The 20,259-nt window shown below is 68.9% G+C and carries 19 protein-coding genes; 12 read left to right on the top strand and 7 right to left on the bottom strand.

What is annotated here, in order from left to right; translation table 11 throughout:
- Window positions 1-23 precede the first annotated feature (23 nt).
- Window positions 24-812, top strand: a complete 789-nt coding sequence (locus OHA10_RS00685) for an alpha/beta fold hydrolase (RefSeq protein ID WP_371404193.1) — start codon at window positions 24-26, stop codon at window positions 810-812.
- Here OHA10_RS00685 and OHA10_RS00680 read toward each other — a convergent pair.
- The 4 genes from OHA10_RS00680 to OHA10_RS00665 form a co-directional block, all read right to left on the bottom strand.
- Entirely contained in the window at window positions 809-1,534 is a 726-nt protein-coding gene (locus OHA10_RS00680) for an AAA family ATPase (RefSeq protein ID WP_371404192.1), read from the bottom strand. The genes OHA10_RS00685 and OHA10_RS00680 overlap by 4 nt on opposite strands.
- 12 nt (window positions 1,535-1,546) lie before the next feature.
- Window positions 1,547-1,723: a DUF6104 family protein gene (locus tag OHA10_RS00675; RefSeq protein WP_165546322.1), complete on the bottom strand. Its 177-nt coding sequence runs from the start codon at window positions 1,721-1,723 to the stop codon at window positions 1,547-1,549.
- A gap of 1 nt (window position 1,724) precedes the next feature.
- Window positions 1,725-5,552: a multifunctional oxoglutarate decarboxylase/oxoglutarate dehydrogenase thiamine pyrophosphate-binding subunit/dihydrolipoyllysine-residue succinyltransferase subunit gene (locus OHA10_RS00670; RefSeq protein WP_371404191.1), complete on the bottom strand. Its 3,828-nt coding sequence runs from the start codon at window positions 5,550-5,552 to the stop codon at window positions 1,725-1,727.
- 425 nt (window positions 5,553-5,977) lie between these two features.
- Window positions 5,978-6,385 (bottom strand): DUF3052 domain-containing protein, encoded by a 408-nt coding sequence (locus OHA10_RS00665; RefSeq protein WP_371404190.1) that lies wholly within the window; start codon window positions 6,383-6,385, stop codon window positions 5,978-5,980.
- A 30-nt stretch (window positions 6,386-6,415) separates the two neighbouring features.
- Between OHA10_RS00665 and OHA10_RS00660 the strand changes: the two genes are divergently transcribed.
- From OHA10_RS00660 to OHA10_RS00630, 7 genes are all read left to right on the top strand, one after another.
- Window positions 6,416-7,087, top strand: coding sequence for a FadR/GntR family transcriptional regulator (locus OHA10_RS00660; protein ID WP_371404189.1), 672 nt, complete (start codon window positions 6,416-6,418; stop codon window positions 7,085-7,087).
- Between the two features lie 16 nt (window positions 7,088-7,103).
- Window positions 7,104-7,313 carry a DUF6343 family protein gene (locus OHA10_RS00655; RefSeq protein ID WP_371404188.1) on the top strand — a complete coding sequence of 70 codons (210 nt, stop codon included), beginning with the start codon at window positions 7,104-7,106 and terminating at the stop codon, window positions 7,311-7,313.
- 152 nt (window positions 7,314-7,465) lie between these two features.
- Entirely contained in the window at window positions 7,466-9,046 is a 1,581-nt protein-coding gene (locus OHA10_RS00650) for an ABC-F family ATP-binding cassette domain-containing protein (protein WP_371404187.1), read from the top strand.
- 73 nt (window positions 9,047-9,119) lie between these two features.
- On the top strand, window positions 9,120-9,989 hold the full coding sequence (locus OHA10_RS00645; protein WP_371404186.1) for a CPBP family intramembrane glutamic endopeptidase: 870 nt from the start codon (window positions 9,120-9,122) through the stop codon (window positions 9,987-9,989).
- A gap of 9 nt (window positions 9,990-9,998) precedes the next feature.
- Window positions 9,999-11,156: a sensor histidine kinase gene (locus OHA10_RS00640; protein ID WP_371404185.1), complete on the top strand. Its 1,158-nt coding sequence runs from the start codon at window positions 9,999-10,001 to the stop codon at window positions 11,154-11,156.
- On the top strand, window positions 11,153-11,812 hold the full coding sequence (locus OHA10_RS00635) for a response regulator (protein WP_371404184.1): 660 nt from the start codon (window positions 11,153-11,155) through the stop codon (window positions 11,810-11,812). The genes OHA10_RS00640 and OHA10_RS00635 overlap by 4 nt, the downstream gene beginning before the upstream one ends.
- Before the next feature lie 33 nt (window positions 11,813-11,845).
- Window positions 11,846-13,966 (top strand): heavy metal translocating P-type ATPase, encoded by a 2,121-nt coding sequence (locus OHA10_RS00630; RefSeq protein ID WP_371404183.1) that lies wholly within the window; start codon window positions 11,846-11,848, stop codon window positions 13,964-13,966.
- Here OHA10_RS00630 and OHA10_RS00625 read toward each other — a convergent pair.
- Entirely contained in the window at window positions 13,943-14,488 is a 546-nt protein-coding gene (locus OHA10_RS00625) for a TetR/AcrR family transcriptional regulator (RefSeq protein ID WP_371404182.1), read from the bottom strand. The two genes, OHA10_RS00630 and OHA10_RS00625, sit on opposite strands and share 24 nt — an antisense overlap.
- A 65-nt stretch (window positions 14,489-14,553) precedes the next feature.
- Here OHA10_RS00625 and OHA10_RS00620 point away from each other — a divergent pair, with 65 nt between their 5' ends.
- Window positions 14,554-14,859, top strand: coding sequence for a DUF2218 domain-containing protein (locus tag OHA10_RS00620; RefSeq protein WP_371404181.1), 306 nt, complete (start codon window positions 14,554-14,556; stop codon window positions 14,857-14,859).
- Window positions 14,860-14,954: 95 nt separating this feature from the next.
- Here OHA10_RS00620 and OHA10_RS00615 read toward each other — a convergent pair whose 3' ends face one another.
- Window positions 14,955-15,527 (bottom strand): DUF305 domain-containing protein, encoded by a 573-nt coding sequence (locus tag OHA10_RS00615; RefSeq protein ID WP_371404180.1) that lies wholly within the window; start codon window positions 15,525-15,527, stop codon window positions 14,955-14,957.
- 55 nt (window positions 15,528-15,582) lie between these two features.
- The gene (locus OHA10_RS00610; RefSeq protein WP_371404179.1) at window positions 15,583-15,963 is read right to left on the bottom strand and encodes a DUF6153 family protein; all 381 of its coding nucleotides are present in this window, start codon (window positions 15,961-15,963) and stop codon (window positions 15,583-15,585) included.
- 122 nt (window positions 15,964-16,085) lie between these two features.
- Here OHA10_RS00610 and OHA10_RS00605 point away from each other — a divergent pair, with 122 nt between their 5' ends.
- The 3 genes from OHA10_RS00605 (at window position 16,086) to OHA10_RS00595 (ending at window position 20,205) form a co-directional block, all read left to right on the top strand.
- Window positions 16,086-17,438, top strand: coding sequence for a cytosine permease (locus tag OHA10_RS00605; protein WP_371404178.1), 1,353 nt, complete (start codon window positions 16,086-16,088; stop codon window positions 17,436-17,438).
- Window positions 17,439-19,022: a hydantoinase/oxoprolinase N-terminal domain-containing protein gene (locus OHA10_RS00600; protein WP_371404177.1), complete on the top strand. Its 1,584-nt coding sequence runs from the start codon at window positions 17,439-17,441 to the stop codon at window positions 19,020-19,022.
- 109 nt (window positions 19,023-19,131) lie between these two features.
- Window positions 19,132-20,205, top strand: coding sequence for a DUF917 domain-containing protein (locus OHA10_RS00595; RefSeq protein WP_371404176.1), 1,074 nt, complete (start codon window positions 19,132-19,134; stop codon window positions 20,203-20,205).
- Window positions 20,206-20,259: the final 54 nt, after the last annotated feature.

Genomic DNA, 20,259 nt, shown 5'->3' with positions numbered 1-20,259 from the left:
GAGCCGTCGTTACGGAGGTAGCGATGAGGGAAGCATGGGAGCTGCTGACCGCGGGACCCGACGATGCCGAGCGATCGGTACTGCTGCTGCCGGGCGGGGCCAACGCGGCGCGGTCGTTCGACCTGGTGATGGCTGAGCCGGCGCTGGCCGGTGTCCGCCTGGTGGCCACGACGCTCCCGGGGATGGCGGGTGCTCCGCTGGTGGGTGACGTATCCGTTCCCGGCCTGGCCCGTCGCGCCGGCGAACTGGCCGAGTTGCACAGCTGCGATGTGGTCGTCGGTTTCTCCCACGGTGCGACGGTTGCCTTGGAGATGCTGCTGGGCGGTCATTTCCGGGGGCCGGTCGTGCTCTTGGGCATCAGCCTGACGACTGCGGACGAAGCCGCGTTCTTCCGCGGCGTGGTGTCGGCGTCGCAGCGTGTGGGCAGTTGGCCGATGGCCGTTCTGTTCAGGCTCCTGCCGCTGATGGCCAGGTCCGCCAAGACACCGGCGTCGCACAAGCGGGAGCTGATCGAGGACCTGAAGCAGAACCAGGCCGCCGCTGCGATCCGGCTGCTCGGCCCGTACTTGGACTACCTGGCCGCCGACCGGGACTATGCCGCCGAGTTGGCCGCATCCGGCTGTCCGGTGTGGGTGGTCCATGCCGAGAAAGGGGACGGCGGCCTCACCGACACCGAGCGGGACACCCTTCTGGCGGCTGCCGACGTGACCGTGGTGACGATCCCAGGCGCGGTGTTCCTCCTCCCGGACGAGGCGCCGCAACAGACAGCCGCGGTGGTCGCCGACGCCCTCTCGCGGGTGCCTGACAACTAGACGATGTGCCGGAGGTATCGCTGCGGCGCCTCCAGGTATGCCTTCCAGTTCTGCACGAGCTCCAGCTCGTCCCACGTCGTACGCCGCATGCCCCATTCACCCACCTCGAGGATCGTGGCGCCGGGGAGGGCTGAGATGACGGGGGAGTGGGTCGCGCAGAGGACCTGGGAGCCGGACTCGGCCAGGCGGTTGAGTACGCCGACGACGGCCAGGCTGCTGGAGAACGAGAGGGCGGACTCGGGCTCGTCGAGGCAGTAGAACCCCTGGCGGGTGAAGCGGCTGCTGATGAGGTTGAGGAAGCTCTCGCCGTGGCTGAGCTCGTGGAAGACCGGGTCGGGCGGACCCGAGGTCTTCGGGTTCTGTTCGAGGTAGGTGTAGAAGCCGTGCATCGTCTCGGCGCGAAGGAAGTAGCCTGCGCGCTTGGCGCCGACGCCGCGGGTCAGCTGCAGCTCGTCGGCGAGTGAGGACTCACTGGCTCGGGTTGTCAGCCGGGCGCCCGTTGAACCGCCTTCGGCGGACAGGCCGAAGGCCATCGCGACGGCCTCCACGATGGTGGACTTGCCGGCGCCGTTCTCGCCGACGAGGAAGGTGACGCCGGGATCGAGGTCGAGGCCGTCGATGAGGAGCTGGCGGACGGCCGGGATCGTGTGCGGCCAGCGCCCGGACGCGCGAATGCCCTCCGCCGCGGCAACCCGGCGTACGGGCTGCGAGGCGAAGGGCATTCGCTCAGGCTACTAGTCGTCTTCGTCGTCGAGGCGTGCGAGCCAGGTGGCGAAGCGCTCGATCGGCGTCTCGAACTCGGGGTTCAGGTCGACGAACTCGCGTAGCCGTTCGGCCACGAAAGCGAGCGTGACATCCTCCTCGCCACGCCGCTTCTCGAGCTCCTCGATCCCGCGGTCGGTGAAGTACACGTCAGCTGAACGCCTGCTTCAGCAGCGTCGTCTGCTCGGTGCCGTGGACACCGTGCGAGCCGACCGCCGGAGCTGCCATGGCCGGCCGGGACACCCGGTAGAACGGCTTGCCGCCCAGGTGCTCGGTCAGGTTCAGCGCCATGAACGGCCACGGGCCCTGGTTCGCGGGCTCGTCCTGGACCCAGCGGATCTCGGTCGCGTTCGGGTACTTCGCCAGCTCGGCCACGATCTCCTCGGCCGGCAGCGGGTACAGCTGCTCGACCCGCAGTACCGCGGTGCTGATCTTGTCCGGCTCGACCTTCTTCCGCTCGGCCAGCAGGTCGTACACGATCCGGCCGGAGGCGAGGATGACCCGCTCGACGGTCGCCGGGTTGGCCTCGGCCTCCGCGTCGTTGATCACCGGCCGGAAGGTGCCGTGGGTCAGCTCCTCCGGCTGTGACACGGCCTCCTTGCGGCGCAGCAGCTGCTTCGGCGTGAACACGACCATCGGGTTGTGCTCCTCGCCGAGCGTGTGCCGGCGCAGCAGGTGGAAATACGACGCGGGTGTCGACGGCTGGGCGACGGTCATCGCGTTCTCCGCGCACAGCGCGAGGAACCGCTCGATCCGGGCCGAAGTGTGGTCCGGGCCCTGGCCCTCGTAGCCGTGCGGCAGCAGCAGCACGACACCGGACTTCTGTCCCCACTTCGCCTCACCGGACGAGATGTACTCGTCGATGACCGACTGGGCGCCGTTGACGAAGTCGCCGAACTGCGCCTCCCACAGCGTCAGCGCCTCCGGCCGCGCCACGGAGTACCCGTACTCGAAGCCGAGCGCGGCGTACTCGCTGAGCAGCGAGTCGTAGACGTAGAAGTTCGCCTGACCCTCGTCGAGGTTCTGCAGCGGGACGTAGTCCTGGCCGTTGACCCGGTCGATGACCGCGGCGAACCGCTGCACGAACGTCCCGCGGCGGCTGTCCTGACCCGCGAGCCGGACCGGCCGGCCCTCGAGCAGCAGCGAACCGAAGGCGGTGATCTCCGCGCTGGCCCAGTCGATCGGGCCCTCGGTGATCGCGTGCGCCCGGCGCTGCAGCTGCGGCATCACCTTCGGGTGCACGGTGAAGCCGGCCGGCAGCGTGGTGTGCGCGTCGGCGATCTTCTTCAGCACCTCGGGCGTGGTCGCGGTCGCGTCGGGGCCTTCCGGCTTGTCCGGGTAGACCGGGGCGGTGACGTACGGCGCCGGGGTGTCCGGCTGGTTCTTCGCCTCGCGGACCTCCGCGAACACCCGCTCGAGCCGGTGCTGGAAGTCCATCATCGCCTGCTCGGCCTCTTCGATCGTGATGTCGCCACGACCGATCAGGGCCTCGGTGTACAGCTTGCGGACCGAGCGCTTCTGCTCGATCAGGTCGTACATCAGCGGCTGGGTGAAGCTCGGGTCGTCGCCCTCGTTGTGACCGCGGCGGCGGTAGCAGACCAGGTCGATGACGACGTCCTTGTTGAACGCCTGCCGGTACTCGAAGGCCAGGTCGGCGACCCGGATGCACGCCTCGGGGTCGTCGCCGTTCACGTGGAAGATCGGCGCCTGCACCATCCGGGCGACGTCGGTGGAGTACATCGACGAGCGGGACGAGGCCGGCGAGGTGGTGAAGCCGACCTGGTTGTTCACGATCACGTGGATCGTGCCGCCGGTGCGGTAACCCCGCAGCTGGGACAGGTTCAGCGTCTCGGCGACCACGCCCTGGCCGGCGAACGCGGCGTCACCGTGCACGAGCACCGGCAGCACCGGGAACGCGGCGCCGCGGTCCAGGATGTCCTGCTTGGCCCGGACGATGCCCTCGAGCACCGGGTCGACGGTCTCCAGGTGCGACGGGTTGGCCGCCACCGACACCTTGATCTTGTCGCCGAACTCCGAGACGAACTCGCCCTCGGCGCCCAGGTGGTACTTGACGTCACCGGAGCCCTGCACGGTCCGCGGGTCGATGTTGCCCTCGAACTCGCGGAAGATCTGGCCGTACGACTTACCGACGATGTTCGCCAGCACGTTCAGCCGGCCGCGGTGGGCCATGCCGATCGCGACCTCTTCCAGACCGGCGCCGGCCGCCTCCTCGCAGAGCTCGTCGAGCAGCGGGATCGTGGTCTCCCCGCCCTCGAGCGAGAACCGCCGCTGGCCGACGTACTTGGTCTGCAGGAAGGTCTCGAACGCCTCGGCCTCGTTCAGCTTGGCCAGGATCCGCAGCTGCTCCTCGCGCGGCGGCTTGGTGTGCGGCCGCTCGATCCGCTCCTGCAGCCACTTGCGCTGCTCGGGGTCCTGGATGTGCATGTACTCGATACCGGTGGTCCGGCAGTACGAGTCGCGCAGGATGCCGAGGATCTCGCGCAGCTTCATGAACCGCCGGTCGCCGCCGAACGAGCCGGTGGCGAACTCGCGGTCCAGGTCCCACAGCGTCAGGCCGTGGGTGGCCACGTCGAGGTCGGGGTGGCTGCGCTGCTTGTACTCCAGCGGGTCGGTGTCGGCCATGATGTGGCCGCGGACCCGGAACGCGTGGATCAGCTCGAGGATGCGGGCCTGCTTGCTGATGTCCTCCTCGTGGCTGTGCGGGAGGTCGGCGGCCCAGCGGATCGGCTCGTAGGGGATCCGCAGGCTCTGGAAGATCTCGTCGTAGAAACCTTCCTGGCCGAGCAGCAGCTGGTGGATCCGGCGCAGGTACTCACCCGACTGGGCGCCCTGGATGATCCGGTGGTCGTACGTCGAGGTCAGCGTCATCACCTTGCTGACCGCGAGCTTGGCCATCGTCTCCTCGGCCGCACCCTGGTACTCCGGCGGGTACTCCATCGCGCCGACGCCGATGATGCAGCCCTGGCCGGTCATCAGCCGTGGCACCGAGTGCTGGGTGCCGATCGTGCCGGGGTTGGTCAGGCTGATCGTGGTGCCCTGGAAGTCGGGCAGCGCGAGCTTGTTGTCCCGGGCCCGGCGGACGATGTCCTCGTAGGCCATCCAGAAGTCGGCGAACGTCATCGTCTCGGCGGCCTTGATCGACGGCACCAGCAGCTGCCGGGTGCCGTCCGGCTTCTGCATGTCGATGGCCAGGCCGAGGTTGATGTGCGCCGGGTTGACCAGCGTCGGCTTGCCGTCGGTCTCGTCGTACGACGCGTTCATCTCCGGCAGCGTCTTCAGCGCCTTGACCAGCGCCCAGCCGATCAGGTGCGTGAAGGACACCTTGCCGCCGCGGGCGCGCTTCAGGTGGTTGTTGATGACGATGCGGTTGTCGATCAGCAGCTTGACCGGGACCTGGCGGACGCTGGTCGCCGTGGGGACCGTGAGGCTGGTCTCCATGTTCTGCGCCGTCCGGGCCGGGGCGCCGCGCAGGATCTTCCGCTCGCTCTCGTCGGCCGTCACGGACTGGGCCGGCTTGGCCTGAGTCGGCTGCGCAGGGGTCGGCTGTGCGGGTGTCGGCTGAGCGCTGGGCGGCTGGTTCACCGTGCCTCCGGTCGGTGCTGCAGGCTGGGGTACGGCGGCCTGCGCAGGGGCCGGCGTTGCGGGGGACTGTGTTGCGGGGGACTGCTTTGCCGCGGCTGCGGCGGGTGCGTTCGAGGCGGGCACGGTCGGCGCACTGCCGCGGCTCGGTGCCTCGGGGGTCTTGTTGTCGGACACCGCGTCGCGCCGGGGAGCGTCGGCCGGGGGAGTCGTCACCGGCTTCGCGTCGCCATCAGGGTTGTACGTCTTGAAGAAGTCGAGCCACGCCGGATCCACCGAATTCGGGTCCTGCTGGTACTTCTCGTACAGCTCGTCGACCAGCCATTCGTTCGCACCGAAGGCTGCTAGGGGGTTGGTGTCTGATGGCTCGGTGGCCACTTGGCAGTTCGCCTCTTCCGATTTCGGGTCCGGTAGCACGGTTGATTCAGATGTTATGGGTGGTGTCCCAAGCAAAGGCTAATAGCACCGGGACCACTTCCACAGCCCGGGACCACCGGACCAGTGTGTCGAGTGGTCGGGCCTCGGCGAGTCGATCGACCGACGCCTGAAACACTGCTCACAAAGGTGTTTCAGGCCACACCCCTCGCGCTCACCACCTGCCGGTGCGGTCAGCAACGGCAGTGGCTCCGGGACCCCTTGCAGATGTGGCTTTCCGGCGTCCGTTCCGGCTGTCCGGAACCGGGTCGTTGAGCGTGCCTGCCCACTGTATGCAGTTGTCCACTCGCCGCCGGTGATGATCACAACCGCGCAAAAGTGTGGCCAACGTCACGCTCGGAATCAGTCCACCTGGGAATGATTGGCCTTCATCGGCTGGTCAGCCGCCGGACCAGCTTGAGCCCCGACCAGGTCGCGTCGATCGCGCAGACCTTCACGTCGACGACACCCAGCGGGAGGGCGAGGTCGCGGATGCCGTTCTCGTCGAGGTCGGTCGCGACCCCGGACGACCGCTTCGGCCAGGCGGCCCAGATCATCCCGGCCGTCACCGTCTTCTCCAGCAGCACGGGCAGCCGTTTCGCCAGGCGCGCCCGGTCCGGGCAGAACATCAGCACGACGTCGTACGGCGACCGGCCGGCCCGGCGCGCGACCGTCGTACCGGCCGGCAGTCCCTCGATCGTGAAGCCGTCCGGCGCGTTGTCGAGCAGGACCAGGTGCTCGGGCTTGATGCCGAGTTTCGCGGCCAGCGGCTTACCCGAGTAACCGAGGGTGGTCATGAAGGGATGGTAGGGCGGCATACTGACTGGATGGCGTTGACGGATGAGGCGATCGTCAAGATCAAAGGGATGATCACCTCGGGGGAACTGGGTCCGGGGGATCGACTGCCGAAAGAGGCAGATCTGGCCGCACGGCTGGGCCTGTCGCGGAACTCGCTGCGCGAGGCGGTCAAGGCGCTCACGCTTGTCAACGTGCTGGACGTCCGGCACGGCGACGGCACGTATGTCAGCAGTCTCGACTCCGCGCATCTGCTCGACGCGCTCAACTTCATGGTCGACCTGCACCGGGACGACTCGGTCCTGCAGTTCTTCGAGGTACGGCGCCTGCTCGAGCCCGGTGTCGCCGCGCTGGCGGCCACCCGGATCAGCCAGGAGCAGGTGATCGAGCTGCGGCTGCTGACCAGTGATCTCACGCCCGATGCCGGCGTCGAGGACCTGGTCGCGAACGACCTGCGGTTCCATCGCGCGATCGCCGAGGCGACCGGGAACCAGGTCGTCTGCTCACTGCTCGACGGCATCTCCGGCGCGACCCAGCGGGCCCGGATCTGGCGCGGTGTCACCCAGGCCGGCGCGGTCCAACGGACCCTGGCGGAGCATGCCGCGATCCTGGACGCGATCGAGATCGGTGACGCCGAGGCGGCCCGCGCCTGGATGACCGCCCACATCGCCGGCGTCGAGACCTGGCTGCGCAAGGCCCCGTAGGAGTACAAGCCAAGGTATGGCCTTCGAACCACCCCCGCCGCGTAGCGCGTTGACGCTGCGGATCGTGTTGTCGGCGTTCGGGGTGGTGCTGTTCGCGGCGGCTACGGTGCTGGCTGTCGGCTACGACCTGCCGACGGGGTGGGTGATCGCCTTCGGGGCGCTCGGCGTGGTCGCCCTGGTGGACCTGGTGGTTGTTGCCTGGCGCAAGCATTCGGAAAACAGTTGAAGGGTGCCGGCGCCGGCCCGTATCCTGTTGGACGTCCCATTCCCGGCGTCAGGGGTTCGAGTTGTCGAACTGAGGTCTTTCTCCGCAACTGATCGATCGCCACCTGTCTGGTGCGCGGTCTCCGTTCGAGACCTCAGCTGGAGTCGACACTCATGAGTTTTTCCCTGTCCTGTACCGACCTCTTTTTCGCCTGGCCTGATGGCGAGGTGCTGTTCGACGGCCTGACCTTCGTCGCCGGTCCGGTCCGTTCCGGCCTGGTCGGCCGCAACGGCGCCGGCAAGTCGACGCTGCTCCGGCTGATCGCCGGCCGGCTCACCCCGCAGCGCGGGGCGATCCGGGTCAGCGGCGAGCTCGGCTACCTGCCGCAGGACCTGACCCTCGACACGTCGCTGCGCGTCGACCAGGCGCTCGGCATCGAGGACGTCCGGAAGGCGATCACCGCGATCGAGTCCGGTGACGCCTCGGAGGAGAACTTCGCGATCGTCGGCGACGAGTGGGACGTCGACGAACGCGCCGAGGCACTCCTCGGCAAGCTCGGTCTCGGCGCGATCGGCCTCGACCGCAGCGTGGGCGAGCTGTCCGGCGGCGAGACGATCCTGCTCGGTCTCGCGGCCGAGCTGCTCCGGCGTCCCGACGTACTGCTGCTCGACGAGCCGACCAACAACCTCGACCTGCGGGCGCGGCGGCATCTGTACGACGCCGTCGACCAGTTCCGCGGTGCGTTGGTGATCGTCAGCCACGACCGGGAGCTGCTCGACCGGGTCGATCAGATCGGCGACCTGCGCAAGGGCGAGGTCACCTGGTACGGCGGCAACCTGACGGCGTACGAGGAGGCTGTCGCGATCGAGCAGGAGGCGGCCGAGCGGATGCTGCGGGCGGCCGAGGCCGATGTCCGGAAGCAGAAGCGCGATCTGATCGAGGCGCGGATGAAGATGGACCAGCGCCAGGCCCGCGGTCAGCGCGCGTTCGAGAAGGGCGGCATCCCGAAGATCATGGCCGGCAACCTGAAGCGTGGCGCGCAGGTGTCGGCCGGCAAGCACCTCGGGATGCAGTCGGAGCGGCTCGATTCGGCGCAGGAGGCGTTGGCCGACGCGGAGGAGAAGGTCCACGACGACGACACGATCCGCGTCGACCTGCCGAAGACCGCCGTACCGGCCGGTCGCGTCGTACTGCGGCTGGAGGACCACGTACTGCGGACCGGTGCGCACGTCGACCTGGAGATCCGCGGGCCGGAGCGGATCGCGCTCACCGGGCCGAACGGCGCCGGGAAGACGACGCTGTTGCAGTCGGTCGTATCGGGTGAGCTGCCGGTGGTGCCGTTCCGGTACCTGCCCCAGCGGCTCGACCTGTTGCGTGACGACCTGTCGATCGTCGACAACCTGGCATTACTTGCTCCCGGCACCGAAAACCAGGAGCGGCGGTCGCGGCTGGCCCGGTTCCTGTTCCGGGGCCGGGCGGCGGACCAGCTGGTCAGGACGCTGTCGGGCGGCGAACGCTTCCGCGCGACGCTCGCGGCGCTGCTGCTCGCCGAGCCTCCACCTCAGTTGCTGATGCTCGACGAGCCGACGAACAACCTCGACCTGGCGAGCGTGGCGCAGTTGAAGGACGCTCTGGCCTCGTACAGCGGTGCGCTGATCATCGCGAGCCACGATCTCCCGTTCCTGCGGGACATCGGGATCACTCGCTGGGTAGAGCTGACACCTGAGTCGCTGACCGACATCGATCCGTTGTAGGGGTCTGCAGACAGAGACGAGTCAGGTCTCCAGGCAGACGCGGTACTCGTGCCTCCACCCGCACCGTGGAGGCATGAAAACGCTCCAGAGACCCCTCCGCGACATCGTTGCCTACTTGGCGATCACGTACCTGCTCGCCCTGCTGATCGCGTTCGCCCTGCCGCACGCACAGATCAACCTGCTGCTGAGCGTCATGGTGCCGACGGTGGCGGTCGGCATCCTGACCTTCACGATCACGCCGCGCGGCAGCCGCCGCCGGCTGTGGCGGGAGATCGGGCTGAACCGGGCCGGTTTCCGGTCCTGGCCGGCCGCGATCGTCGTACCGCTGCTGTTGTGCGGCGGCGCCTACGGGACCGCGCTGCTGATCGGCGCCGGGCGGTTGCACCTGGGTGAGATCTCGGCCGCGACCGTGCCGGGCTGGGTGATCAACGTCGCGATCGCCTTGGTGGTCCCGACCGTGATCATTCTCGGCGAGGAGATCGGCTGGCGCGGCTACCTGCTGCCACGCTTCCAGCAGCTGACCGGTCGCCGGCGTGCTGCGGTGGCCACCGGGTTCGCCCACGGGCTGTTCCACCTGCCGCTGATCCTGATCGCGACGACGTACGACACCGGCGGTGCGCGCTGGATCGTCGCCCCCGCCGCGGTGCTCACGATCACGGCGGCCGGCGTGCTCTACGCGTGGCTCCGGGACCGGTCGAACAGCGTCTGGCCGGTCGCGATCGCCCACAACGTGGCCAACACCGTGTTCGATCTCGGCGCCTCGGCCGTGGTCGCGACCTCCGGGTCGAGCCTTGCGTACGTCGCCGGTGAGACCGGGTTCGCCACCCTCGGGGCCTGTGTCGTGGTGGCCGTGGTGTTGCTGCGGTGGGCGCGGGTCTGGCGTACTCCGGTTGTTGATCGCGAGTCTGTTGAACAGCAGCCCGTTCCGGCCCTGCACGCGTAGTCTCCGGATATGAGGGGGCAGGTTGGGCCGGCCCTGGGTCGGCAGAGTTGGTGGATCGTCGCGTCGCAGCGTTTGTCGCCGTACTTCGACCCTGTCCTCGGGATCGTCGCCGCGGCGGCAGCGCTCGCCTCGCTGCTCACGACCGACCCGGCTTCGATCGATCCGCGGCTGAAGGATCCGGACGTCGTCGCGGCGATCGCCACGGTGGTGGCCGCCGGCGGGTTGGCCTGGCGGCGGAGCCGGCCGGTGGCGTCGTACGCCGTGATGGTGATCGGCGGACTGGTGGTGAGCCTGTCCGGGCACTACATCGGTTTGTTGTCGGTGCTGATGCTGTTCAGTCTGTACTCGCTCGCTGCGCACGGCCGGCGCCGGGACGGGTTGGTCGGGCTGGGCGTGGGAGTGGCGGTCTTCGGGGGATTGGCGCTGCTCGACGTACCCGACCTTGCGACATCGGACCTGCTGGAGGCCGTCGCGCTCCTGGTGGCCGCGTGGGCGGTCGGCGACGCGATCCGGTCGCGGCGCAGGCAGCAGCAGGATCAGTTGCTGGCCGCGGTCACCGAGGAGCGGTTGCGGATCGCGCGTGAGTTGCACGACGTGGTCGCGCACAGCATGTCGCTGATCGCCGTACAGGCCGGTGTCGGCGCCCATCTGATCCGCAGTGACACGGTCGCCGCCGAGCATTCGCTCGAGGTGATCGCCGAGACCAGTCGCCGGGCCCTCGAGCAGACCCGATCGATGCTGGGCATGTTGCGCGCGGAGAACGAGGACGGAACCCGGCCGCCGGCCCGCGGGCTCGACGACGTCGCCGAGTTGGTCGAGGACATCCGGGCCGCCGGGCTCGACGTCACGCTGGAACAGTCGGGTACGGCGCCCGGTCTCGACGCCGCGATCTCGCTGGCGGCGTACCGGATCGTGCAGGAGTCGCTGACCAACGTGATCAAGCACTCCGCCGCGACGACCGCGACGGTGACGGTGGCGGTCGCCGGTACGACGATCGAGCTGGAGGTCACCGATCCGGGGCCGTCGCGGGCCTCGACGACGGGTTCGGGGCATGGGTTGATCGGGCTCGACGAACGGGTGCGGCTGGTCGGCGGTCGCGCGGAGTACGGCGCTCAGGGTGCGGGTTTTCGCGTTCACGCCACGTTGCCGGTCGGAGTCCGCCGGTGATCCGGGTCGCGGTCGTCGACGACCAGGATCTGGTCCGGGCCGGGTTCGTGTTGCTGCTGCGGTCGGCCGGGGAGATCGAGGTGGTGGGGGAGGCGCGCGACGGGCTCGAGGCGATCGCGCTGTGTCGGCGTACGTCGCCGGACATCGTCCTGATGGACGTGCGGATGCCGCACCTCGACGGCCTGTCGGCGAGTCGCACGATACTTGCCGATCCGGCGTGTCAGCAGACGAAGGTCGTGGTGTTGACGACCTTTGACGACGACGACCTCGTGCTGGAGGCGTTGCGGTCCGGTGCCAGCGGGTTCCTGCTCAAGGAGACGCGGCCGGCGCAACTGCTCGAGGCGATCGAGGTGGTTGCGGCGGGGGAGGCGCTGCTGCATCCGCGGATCACGCGCCGGTTGATCGAACGGTTCGCGGCGCTTCCGGACGCTCGGCCGGGGACGGTCGACGACGGGTTGACCGATCGCGAGCGGGACGTGTTGCGCGCGGTGGCGCAGGGGCTGTCGAACCAGGAGATCGCGGCGCGGCTGCATCTCGGGTACGGCACGGTCAAGACGCATGTGAGTCATCTGCTCACCAAGCTCGGCTGCCGGGATCGGGCGCAGTTGGTGATGTACGCGTACGAGTCGGGGCTGGCCGTGCCTGGCACGCCTTGATTCTTGATACCCCCTAGGGGTATCTTCTCGGGCATGGACGAGCACGGGCAGATGGATCACGGTGGGCATGCCGGGCATGCCGGGCACGACGGGCACAGCGGTCACGACGGGCATGGCGGGCACGGGGATCATGCGGCGCAGTTCAAGGACCGGTTCTGGGTGAGTCTGGGGCTGGCCGTGCCGGTGGTGTTCTTCAGTGCGATGTTCGCGGACCTGCTGGGGTACACGCGGCCGGACTTCCCCGGCTCGGGGCTGATCGCGCCGGTGCTCGGGACGGCGATCTTCGTGTACGGCGGGCAGCCGTTCCTGACCGGTGGTTGGAGCGAGCTGAAGTCTCGGCGTCCCGGGATGATGCTGCTGATCTCGATGGCGATCACGGTGGCGTTCGTCGCCTCGTGGGTGACGACGTTGAAGCTCGGCGGGTTCGACCTGGACTTCTGGTGGGAGCTCGCGCTGCTGATCGTGATCATGCTGCTCGGGCACTGGCTGGAGATGCGGGCGCTCGGCGCTGCATCGGGTGCGCTCGATGCGCTGGCGGCGCTGCTGCCGGATACGGCGGAGAAGGTGACCGGCGACGGTGTCGTCGAGGTGCCGCTGCACGAGTTGCAGGCGGGGGACGTCGTACTCGTGCGGTCCGGAGGCCGGGTGCCGGCGGACGGGACGGTGGTCGACGGGCAGGCCGAGGTCGACGAGTCGATGATCACCGGGGAGTCGAGGCCGGTGTCGCGGGCGGTCGGCGACGCGGTGGTGGCGGGAACTGTTGCCACGGACAACGCTCTGCGGGTCGAGATCACGGCGGTCGGCGACGATACCGCGCTGGCCGGGATCCAGCGGCTGGTGGCCGAGGCGCAGGCGTCGTCGTCGCGCGCGCAGGCATTGGCCGATCGGGCGGCCGCGTTCTTGTTCTACTTCGCGTCGATCGCCGGGCTGATCACGTTCGTGGTGTGGGCGTTGCTCGGCAAGGTCGACGAGGCGGTGACGCGGACGGTGACCGTGCTGGTGATCGCCTGCCCGCACGCGCTCGGGCTCGCTATCCCGCTCGTGATCGCGATCTCCACGGAACGCGCCGCGAAGGCCGGCGTACTCGTGAAGAACCGCCTGGCGTTGGAGCGGATGCGGACCATCGACGCCGTCCTGTTCGACAAGACCGGCACCCTGACCAAGGGCGAACCGGCCGTCACCGGAGTCGCCACCGTCGGCCCCGTCTCACACGACGAATTGCTGGAGCTGGCCGCCGCGGTAGAAGCCGACAGCGAACACCCACTGGCCAAGGCGATCGTCCGCGCTCACGCCGCGCAAGCGACCGGCGTGCGGGTTGCCGACGGAGCTGCGGACGGTGGGTCGGTTGCTAAGGGCAACGGGCCGCTTGTTGCTTCTGAGTTTCGGTCGTTGACCGGGCGGGGAGTGCAGGCAGTTGTTGATGGGGCCGAGGTTGCTGTCGGTGGGCCGGCGTACCTGCGTGAGAGCGGGCTGGTCGAGCCGGATGAGCTGGCGGGGGAGGTTGCCGGGTGGAAGGAGCGCGGGGCTGCCGTCCTGCATGTGGTGCGGGACGGGCAGGTGATGGGGGCTGTTGCGCTCGAGGATGAGGTGCGGGAAGAGTCTCGGCAGGCCGTGGATGCTCTGCATCGGCGTGGGGTGAAGGTGGCGATGATCACCGGGGACGCGCATCAGGTTGCCGACGCGGTGGCGCGCGAGCTGGGGATCGACGAGGTGTTCGCGGAGGTGCTGCCGCAGGACAAGGACGCGAAGGTCGCCGAGCTGCAGGCCCGTGGGTTGAAGGTCGCGATGGTCGGTGACGGGGTGAACGACGCACCGGCCCTGGCGCGCGCCGAGGTCGGTATCGCGATCGGCGCCGGCACCGACGTCGCGATCGAGTCGGCCGGTGTCGTGCTCGCCGCCGACGACCCGCGCGCCGTCCTCTCGGTGATCGAACTGTCCAAGGCCAGCTACCGCAAGATGTGGCAGAACCTGATCTGGGCGACCGGCTACAACGTCATCACAGTCCCGCTCGCCGCCGGCGTACTCGCCTTCGCAGGCATCGTCGTCTCCCCGGCGGTCGGTGCGCTGCTGATGTCGATCTCCACGATCGTCGTTGCCCTCAACGCCCAGCTCCTGCGCCGCCTCGACCTCTCACCCTCCCGCCTCGCCGCGTAGTCCGGTCAGCACGACCGCCACCAGGCGCCGTACCGCGGCCTTCGACGGTACGGCGCCTGCCGCGCCGAGCGCATGCACGCAGTACGTCGCCAACTCCTTCGGCGGAACGTCATCGCGTACGTCGGTCATCAAGTCGGCCAGGAATTCGACGAGGTGCTCCTGGGCTCGCACGACATGCTCCGACCGGTGCAGCGAGGCGGCCGGCTCCGACGACGGATGCTCGTGGCAGATGAACGCATACGCCTCCAGCACCGCCTCGAGCCGCCCGGTGTCCGTCCAGATCCGGCGGAGCAACTGCAGATGGCCGCCGACCTGCCGCTCATGCCACGCCGTCACGATCGACTCGACGTCGGGAAAGTACTTGTAGAGCGTCGCCCGCCCGACCCCGGCCCGCTTCGCGACCTCGGCCATCGTCACCCCGGTCAGCCCACGCTCGGCAACCACCGCGGCGGCCGCATCGAGTGTCGCCGCCCGCACGGCCTCGCGATGCGTCGCGATGCTGTCGTCCCACAACTTCGGCACGCGCTGATCCTACCTGGACATATTGTTAGTATTCGAGACACTATGTATTGAAAAAGGAGATCGGGATGCCGGTTGTCGAGGGGTACGCCGAGACCGCGCGGGCGGCGCGGTACGTAGAGCAGTTGAGTAGTCATTTCGGGCACGAGCCGGGTGGGATGAAGGTGCTGGCGAGCGAACCGGGCCAGTTGGTCGTCGACCTCGGCGGCGCGACCTGGTCCCTCCGCGCCGACCCGGCCGGCCTGACCCTCCGCGTCGAGTCCGCCGACGCGAGCCTGCTCACCCAACTCAGTTCCCGCGTCGCAGAGCGCATCGAGCAAATCGGTCGCCGCGACGGACTCACCGTCCACTGGCAGCCGGCCAGCAGCGCCTAAGGACAGGAGGTAGTCGCTGTGGAGAGCGCTCGGTAGCCGGTCTCCAGCGTGCCGAGCGTCACCGCGGGCCGACACCTCCTGTCCTCAGGACGGTTTCAGCTGCCGAGCAGCCGTTGCATGGTCGCGATCTCGGCGGTCTGGGTGGTCTCGATCTTCTTGGCCAGGGCGATGGCGGCAGGGTCCTTGCCGGTGGTCTGCTCGGTCTTCGCCATCGCGACCGCGCCTTGGTGATGCTTGATCATCATCTGCGTCCACATCCGGTCGAACATCGCGCCGGACGCCCTGGACAGCTCGGCCAGCTCGTCGGCGCCCATCATGCCCGCCATGCCGTGACCGTTGTGCTCACCGGGCGTCGGGACCGGCCTGCCCCACGCGGTCAGCCATCCGGACAGCTGCTTGATCTCCGGGTCCTGGGCGGCCTTGATCGCGGTCGCCAGGTTCTTCACCTCCGCGGTCGTTGCCTTCCGCAACGCCAGGTCGGCCATCTCGACGGCCTGCTGGTGGTGCGGGATCATCTGGCTCGCGAACGTGGCGTCCGCGTCGTCGAACGCGGCGGCTGCCGAGGTCGAAGGCGACGAACTCGGGCTGTCCGCGCCGCAGCCGGTCACGCCGAACACGGCAACAAGAAGAGCGGCCGAGGCCGCGGTCGTACGGTAGACGTGCGTCATCACAATCCTTGGGTGGGTGTCGAAATCGGGTACGGCGAAACAGGCGCACGTCGGCCTATATCCGCAGTACACCCAACAACGAGACATCCACCGGCGGAGGAGACCGCTCACCTGCTGCCGCCCGCTCGAGCGCCGACGGCAGCGCCACTGCTCGCCACACCAGCAGGCTACGAAGCCCCAGCAGCAACGCCAGCAGCAGGACGAGCCCGGTCAGCACTGCCAGGCAGGCGCTGCCCATGTCGTGCATCTCGTCGGCCGGGGCTACGTGCACTCCGGCCGGCTGGGCGTGCTCCATCACCATCTGCGCGTGGGGCTCGGCCATCGCGGCTTCGTGGTGGGAAGTCAGCCCGTGCATCGCGAACACCCCGGCGACTACGGTGAGTACGCCGAGTAGGCGGAGCAGTCGCGCTCCGCGTCCGTGTGTGCGACCGGGCATCGTGACAAGGGTAGCGAGCTGGGCCGGTTGCACAGTCACCGGCTGTCGAGTGTGCACACTGGACGGTGAGACCGCCTGCCATCAGTCGTACTTTCGATGAAATCCCAGGGCTGGAGGTTTCGATGGCCGGTACATCTGTTGGTACGGACGACTACGCGCTTGCCCGTGTCCCGGAGCAGGCGCGGTACTCCTGGTGGTCTGTCGCGACGCAGCGGTTCGGGCAGATCTCGGCGCTCAGTCAGTTCCTGCTCGGTGCGACGCTCGGGTTCGGGATGAGCTTCTGGACCGCGTTCTGGGCGCTCACGCTCGGCGCGGTGATCCTCGAACTCGTCGCGATCCTGATCGGCGTCATCGGCGCCAAGGAAGGCCTGCAGACGTCGGTGATCGCGCGCTGGACCGGGTTCGGTCAGGCGGGCTCGTCGCTGATCGGGCTCGCGATCGGGATCAGCCTGATCGGATGGTTCGGGATCCAGTCCGCGGTGTCCGCGGCCGGTCTCAGCCAGCTGATCGGCGTACTCCCGACCTGGGGCTGGTCGCTCGTCTTCGGTCTCGCGGTGACGCTCGTCGTACTGCGCGGCTTCCATTCGATGGCCTGGGTCGCGTACGTGACCGTCCCGGCCTTCCTGGTCCTGGTCGGCTGGTCGATCATCAGCGAACTGTCCGACCACAGCCTCGGCTCGCTCGTCAACGCCGCGCCGCCGGGCCCGCACCTCAGCCTGCTCGAGGGTACGACGCTGGTCGCGGGCGGATTCATCGTCGGCGCGGTGATCACGCCGGACATGACCCGCTTCAACCGCAGCGTCGGCGACGTCGTCAAGCAGACCGTCCTCGGCATCACGCTCGGCGAGTACGTGATCGGGCTGGTCGGCGTACTGCTCGCCCACGCGGTCGGTTCGGCGAACGTGATCACGATCGTCACCTCGTCGGTCGGCTGGGTCGGCACGCTGGTGATCATCCTCGGCACTATCAAGATCAACGACTGGAACCTCTACAGCTCCGGCCTCGGCATCGTGAACTTCATCGGCACCGTCTTCGGCCGGCACGTCAACCGCGCCGTGGTGACGCTGGTCGTCGGCGTCCTCGGCAGCGTGCTCGCGGCCGGCGGGATCCTGGACAAGTTCACCGAGTTCCTGACCGTGCTCGGCGTCGCGTTCCCGCCGATCGCCGGGATCATGGTCGCGGAGTACTTCGTGGTGAAGCGCTGGCGCCCCGACCTGGACGCGACCAGAGCCGCGGGCACGCTGCCCGCGACCGCGCCGACCTGGGTGCCGGCGACGATCGTGATCTGGGTCGGCGCCGCACTGATCGGCAAGTACGTCGGCTGGGGACTGCCCAGCATCAACTCACTCGTCGTCGGCTTCCTGGCGTACGTCGTGGCGGGCAGGCTCGGCCTGATCCGCGGCGTCGGGACCAGCCGCACCATGGACAGCACGCCGACCGAGATCGGCGTAGTAGCCCAACCCGGGAGGATCTGAATGCGTATCGGCATCGATGTCGGTGGCACCAACACCGACGCCGTGCTGCTCGACGGCGCCGGCGGGGACGTCAGCGTGCTCGCCGCCAACAAGTCGGCGACCAGTGCAGACGTGACAGCCGGCATCATCGACACGCTGGACCGGCTGCAGGCGGAGCGATCCTTCGACCCGGCACAGGTCCAGGCTGTGATGATCGGCACCACGCACTTCATCAACGCACTTGTCGAGGCTCGTCGGCTCGCCCCGACTGCGGCGCTTCGGCTGGGCCTGCCTGCGACGGCCTCCCTGCCGCCGCTGGTCGACTGGCCCGAGCGGCTGGTCGAGGCGATCAGCGGGCGGAGCTACCTGGCGCACGGCGGGCACGAGTTCGACGGCCGGCACATCGCCGAGCTGGACGAGGACGAGCTGCGCCGGCACGCGGGCGACATGGTGAAGCACGGCGTACGGTCGGTCGCGATCTCGTCGGTCTTCTCGCCGGTGAGCAACGAGTTCGAACTGCGCGCGGCCGAGATCCTGCGCTCAGAGCTCGGCGACGACGTGGCGATCTCGCTGTCGCACGAGATCGGCCGGATCGGCCTGCTGGAGCGGGAGAACGCCACCATCATCAACGCCGCGCTCCGCGAGCTGGCCGCCAGCATCGTCGACGGGCTGTCGGGTGCGGTCGCCGGTCACGGCATCTCCGCACCGCTGTACCTGAGCCAGAACGACGGCACCTTGATGGACGTCGACTTCGCCCGCCGGTACCCGGTCGCCACGTTCGCGTCCGGACCGACGAACTCGATGCGCGGCGCCGCGCTGCTGTCCGGGCTCGATACCTGCGCTGTGGTCGACGTCGGCGGTACGACGAGCGACGTCGGTGTACTCACGCATGGTTTCCCGCGTGAGGCGACCACCGAGGTCGACGTCGCCGGGGTGCGGACGAACTTCCGGATGCCCGATGTGCTCAGCATCGGGATCGGCGGCGGCAGTTTGGTGGCCGAGGGCGGTGACTCCGCGACGGATCAGGTGACGGTCGGGCCGCGGTCGGTCGGCTACCGGTTGACCGAGGAGGCGCTGGTCTTCGGCGGTAAGACGCTGACGGCAACCGACATCGCAGTCGCGGCCGGCCGGGCCGAGGTCGGTGACGTCGCCGCGGTCGCGGACCTGGATCCGACGCTGGTGAAGTCGGCTCTGGCGCGGGTGGCGGCCGACATCGCGGACGCGGTGGAGCGGATGCGTACGTCGCCTGACCCGCTGCCGGTGGTGGCCGTCGGCGGTGGTTCGATCCTGCTGCCGGACGATCTGCCCGGCAGTCTCGCCGTACATCGGCCGGATCACTTCGCGGTCGCGAACGCGATCGGCGCGGCGATCGCGCAGGTCGGGGGCGAGGTCGACCGGGTGTACGCGATCGACCCGGGCCGCCGGGACGCGGTGGTGGACGAGGCGCGGCAGGAGGCCGTCGACCGGGCGATCGCCGCCGGCGCCGATCCCGCGGCCGTGCGGATTGTCGACTTCGACGAGGTCCCGATCCCGTACCTGCCCGGCAACGCGACCCGGATCCGCTGCAAGGCCGTCGGCGACCTGCGCCTCGGGGAGGCATCATGAGCGCCGCTATCCCGCCATACCAAACGGTTTGGTATGGCGGCGATGGAGTTCCATACCAAACGGTTTGGTATGGAGCCGGTGGCCTCCGAGCCGGGGTGGAGTGGTGGCGATGAAGTTGCGCGCTGAGGACCTCGGGTCCCTTGCTCGCGGTGCCGCCGTGCTGGGCACCGGGGGCGGTGGGGATCCGCATATCGGGAAGCTGCTCGCGCAGCAGGCGGTCCGGGAGCACGGGCCGGTGGAGATCGTTGCCGTCGGCGACCTTCCGGACGACGCCTGCGTGTTGCCGGTGGCAATGATGGGTGCGCCGACGGTGATGGTGGAGAAGCTGCCGTCCGCGGACCAGATCTCGGTCGCGGTGCAGACGCTGGCGAAGTACGTCGGGAAGACGCCGACCCACCTCGCCTGTATCGAGGCCGGCGGGGTCAACTCGACCGTACCGGTGATCGCCGCCGCGCAGCTCGGACTGCCGCTGGTGGACGGCGACGGGATGGGCCGCGCGTTCCCGGAGTTGCAGATGGTGCTGCCGACGCTCGCCGGGATCGAGGCGACCCCGATGTCGATCGTCGACGAGAAGGGCAACCGCGGCGTCTTCGACACGGTCACCAACGAGTGGGCCGAACGGCTGGCGCGCTCGGCGACCATCGACATGGGCTGCTCGGCGATCGTCTCGCTGTACGCGATGACCGGCGCCGAGATCCGGGGTGCGTTCGTCGCCGGCACGCTCAGCAAGTGCGTGACGATCGGCCGGGCGATCGAGCAGGCGCAGCGTGATCACGCCGATCCGGTCGGGGCCGTGGTCGACGAGCTCGGCGGACGGCTCCTGCATGTCGGCAAGGTCGTCGACGTACAGCGCCGTACGACGACCGGCTTCGCGCGCGGTGATGCGACTGTCGACGGCCTGGACGCATCGCACGGTCAGCTGATGGTGCTGCGGTTCCAGAACGAGCACCTGGTCGCGGAGCTCGAGGGGACCGCAGTCGCCACTACTCCGGACCTGATCATCGTGCTCGACACCGAGACCGGTGAGCCGATCACCACCGAGGCGCTGCGGTACGGGCACCGGGTCAGCGTGCTCGCCGCGCCGGCCGACGAACGCTGGCACTCCCCGGAAGGCATCGAGCTGGTCGGCCCGCGGTACTTCGGCTACGACCTCGACCCGATCCGGGCCTTGGAGACCGTATGACCGAGCGGAGCGAGGGGATCAGAAAGCACAGCGCGATTCGTGCCTCATGTCCGC

The organism is Kribbella sp. NBC_00662 (assembly GCF_041430295.1).
Lineage (GTDB): Bacteria > Actinomycetota > Actinomycetes > Propionibacteriales > Kribbellaceae > Kribbella.
The sequence above is the reverse complement of the archived record's forward strand: the minus strand, read 5'-3'. Positions and strand labels throughout refer to the sequence as shown.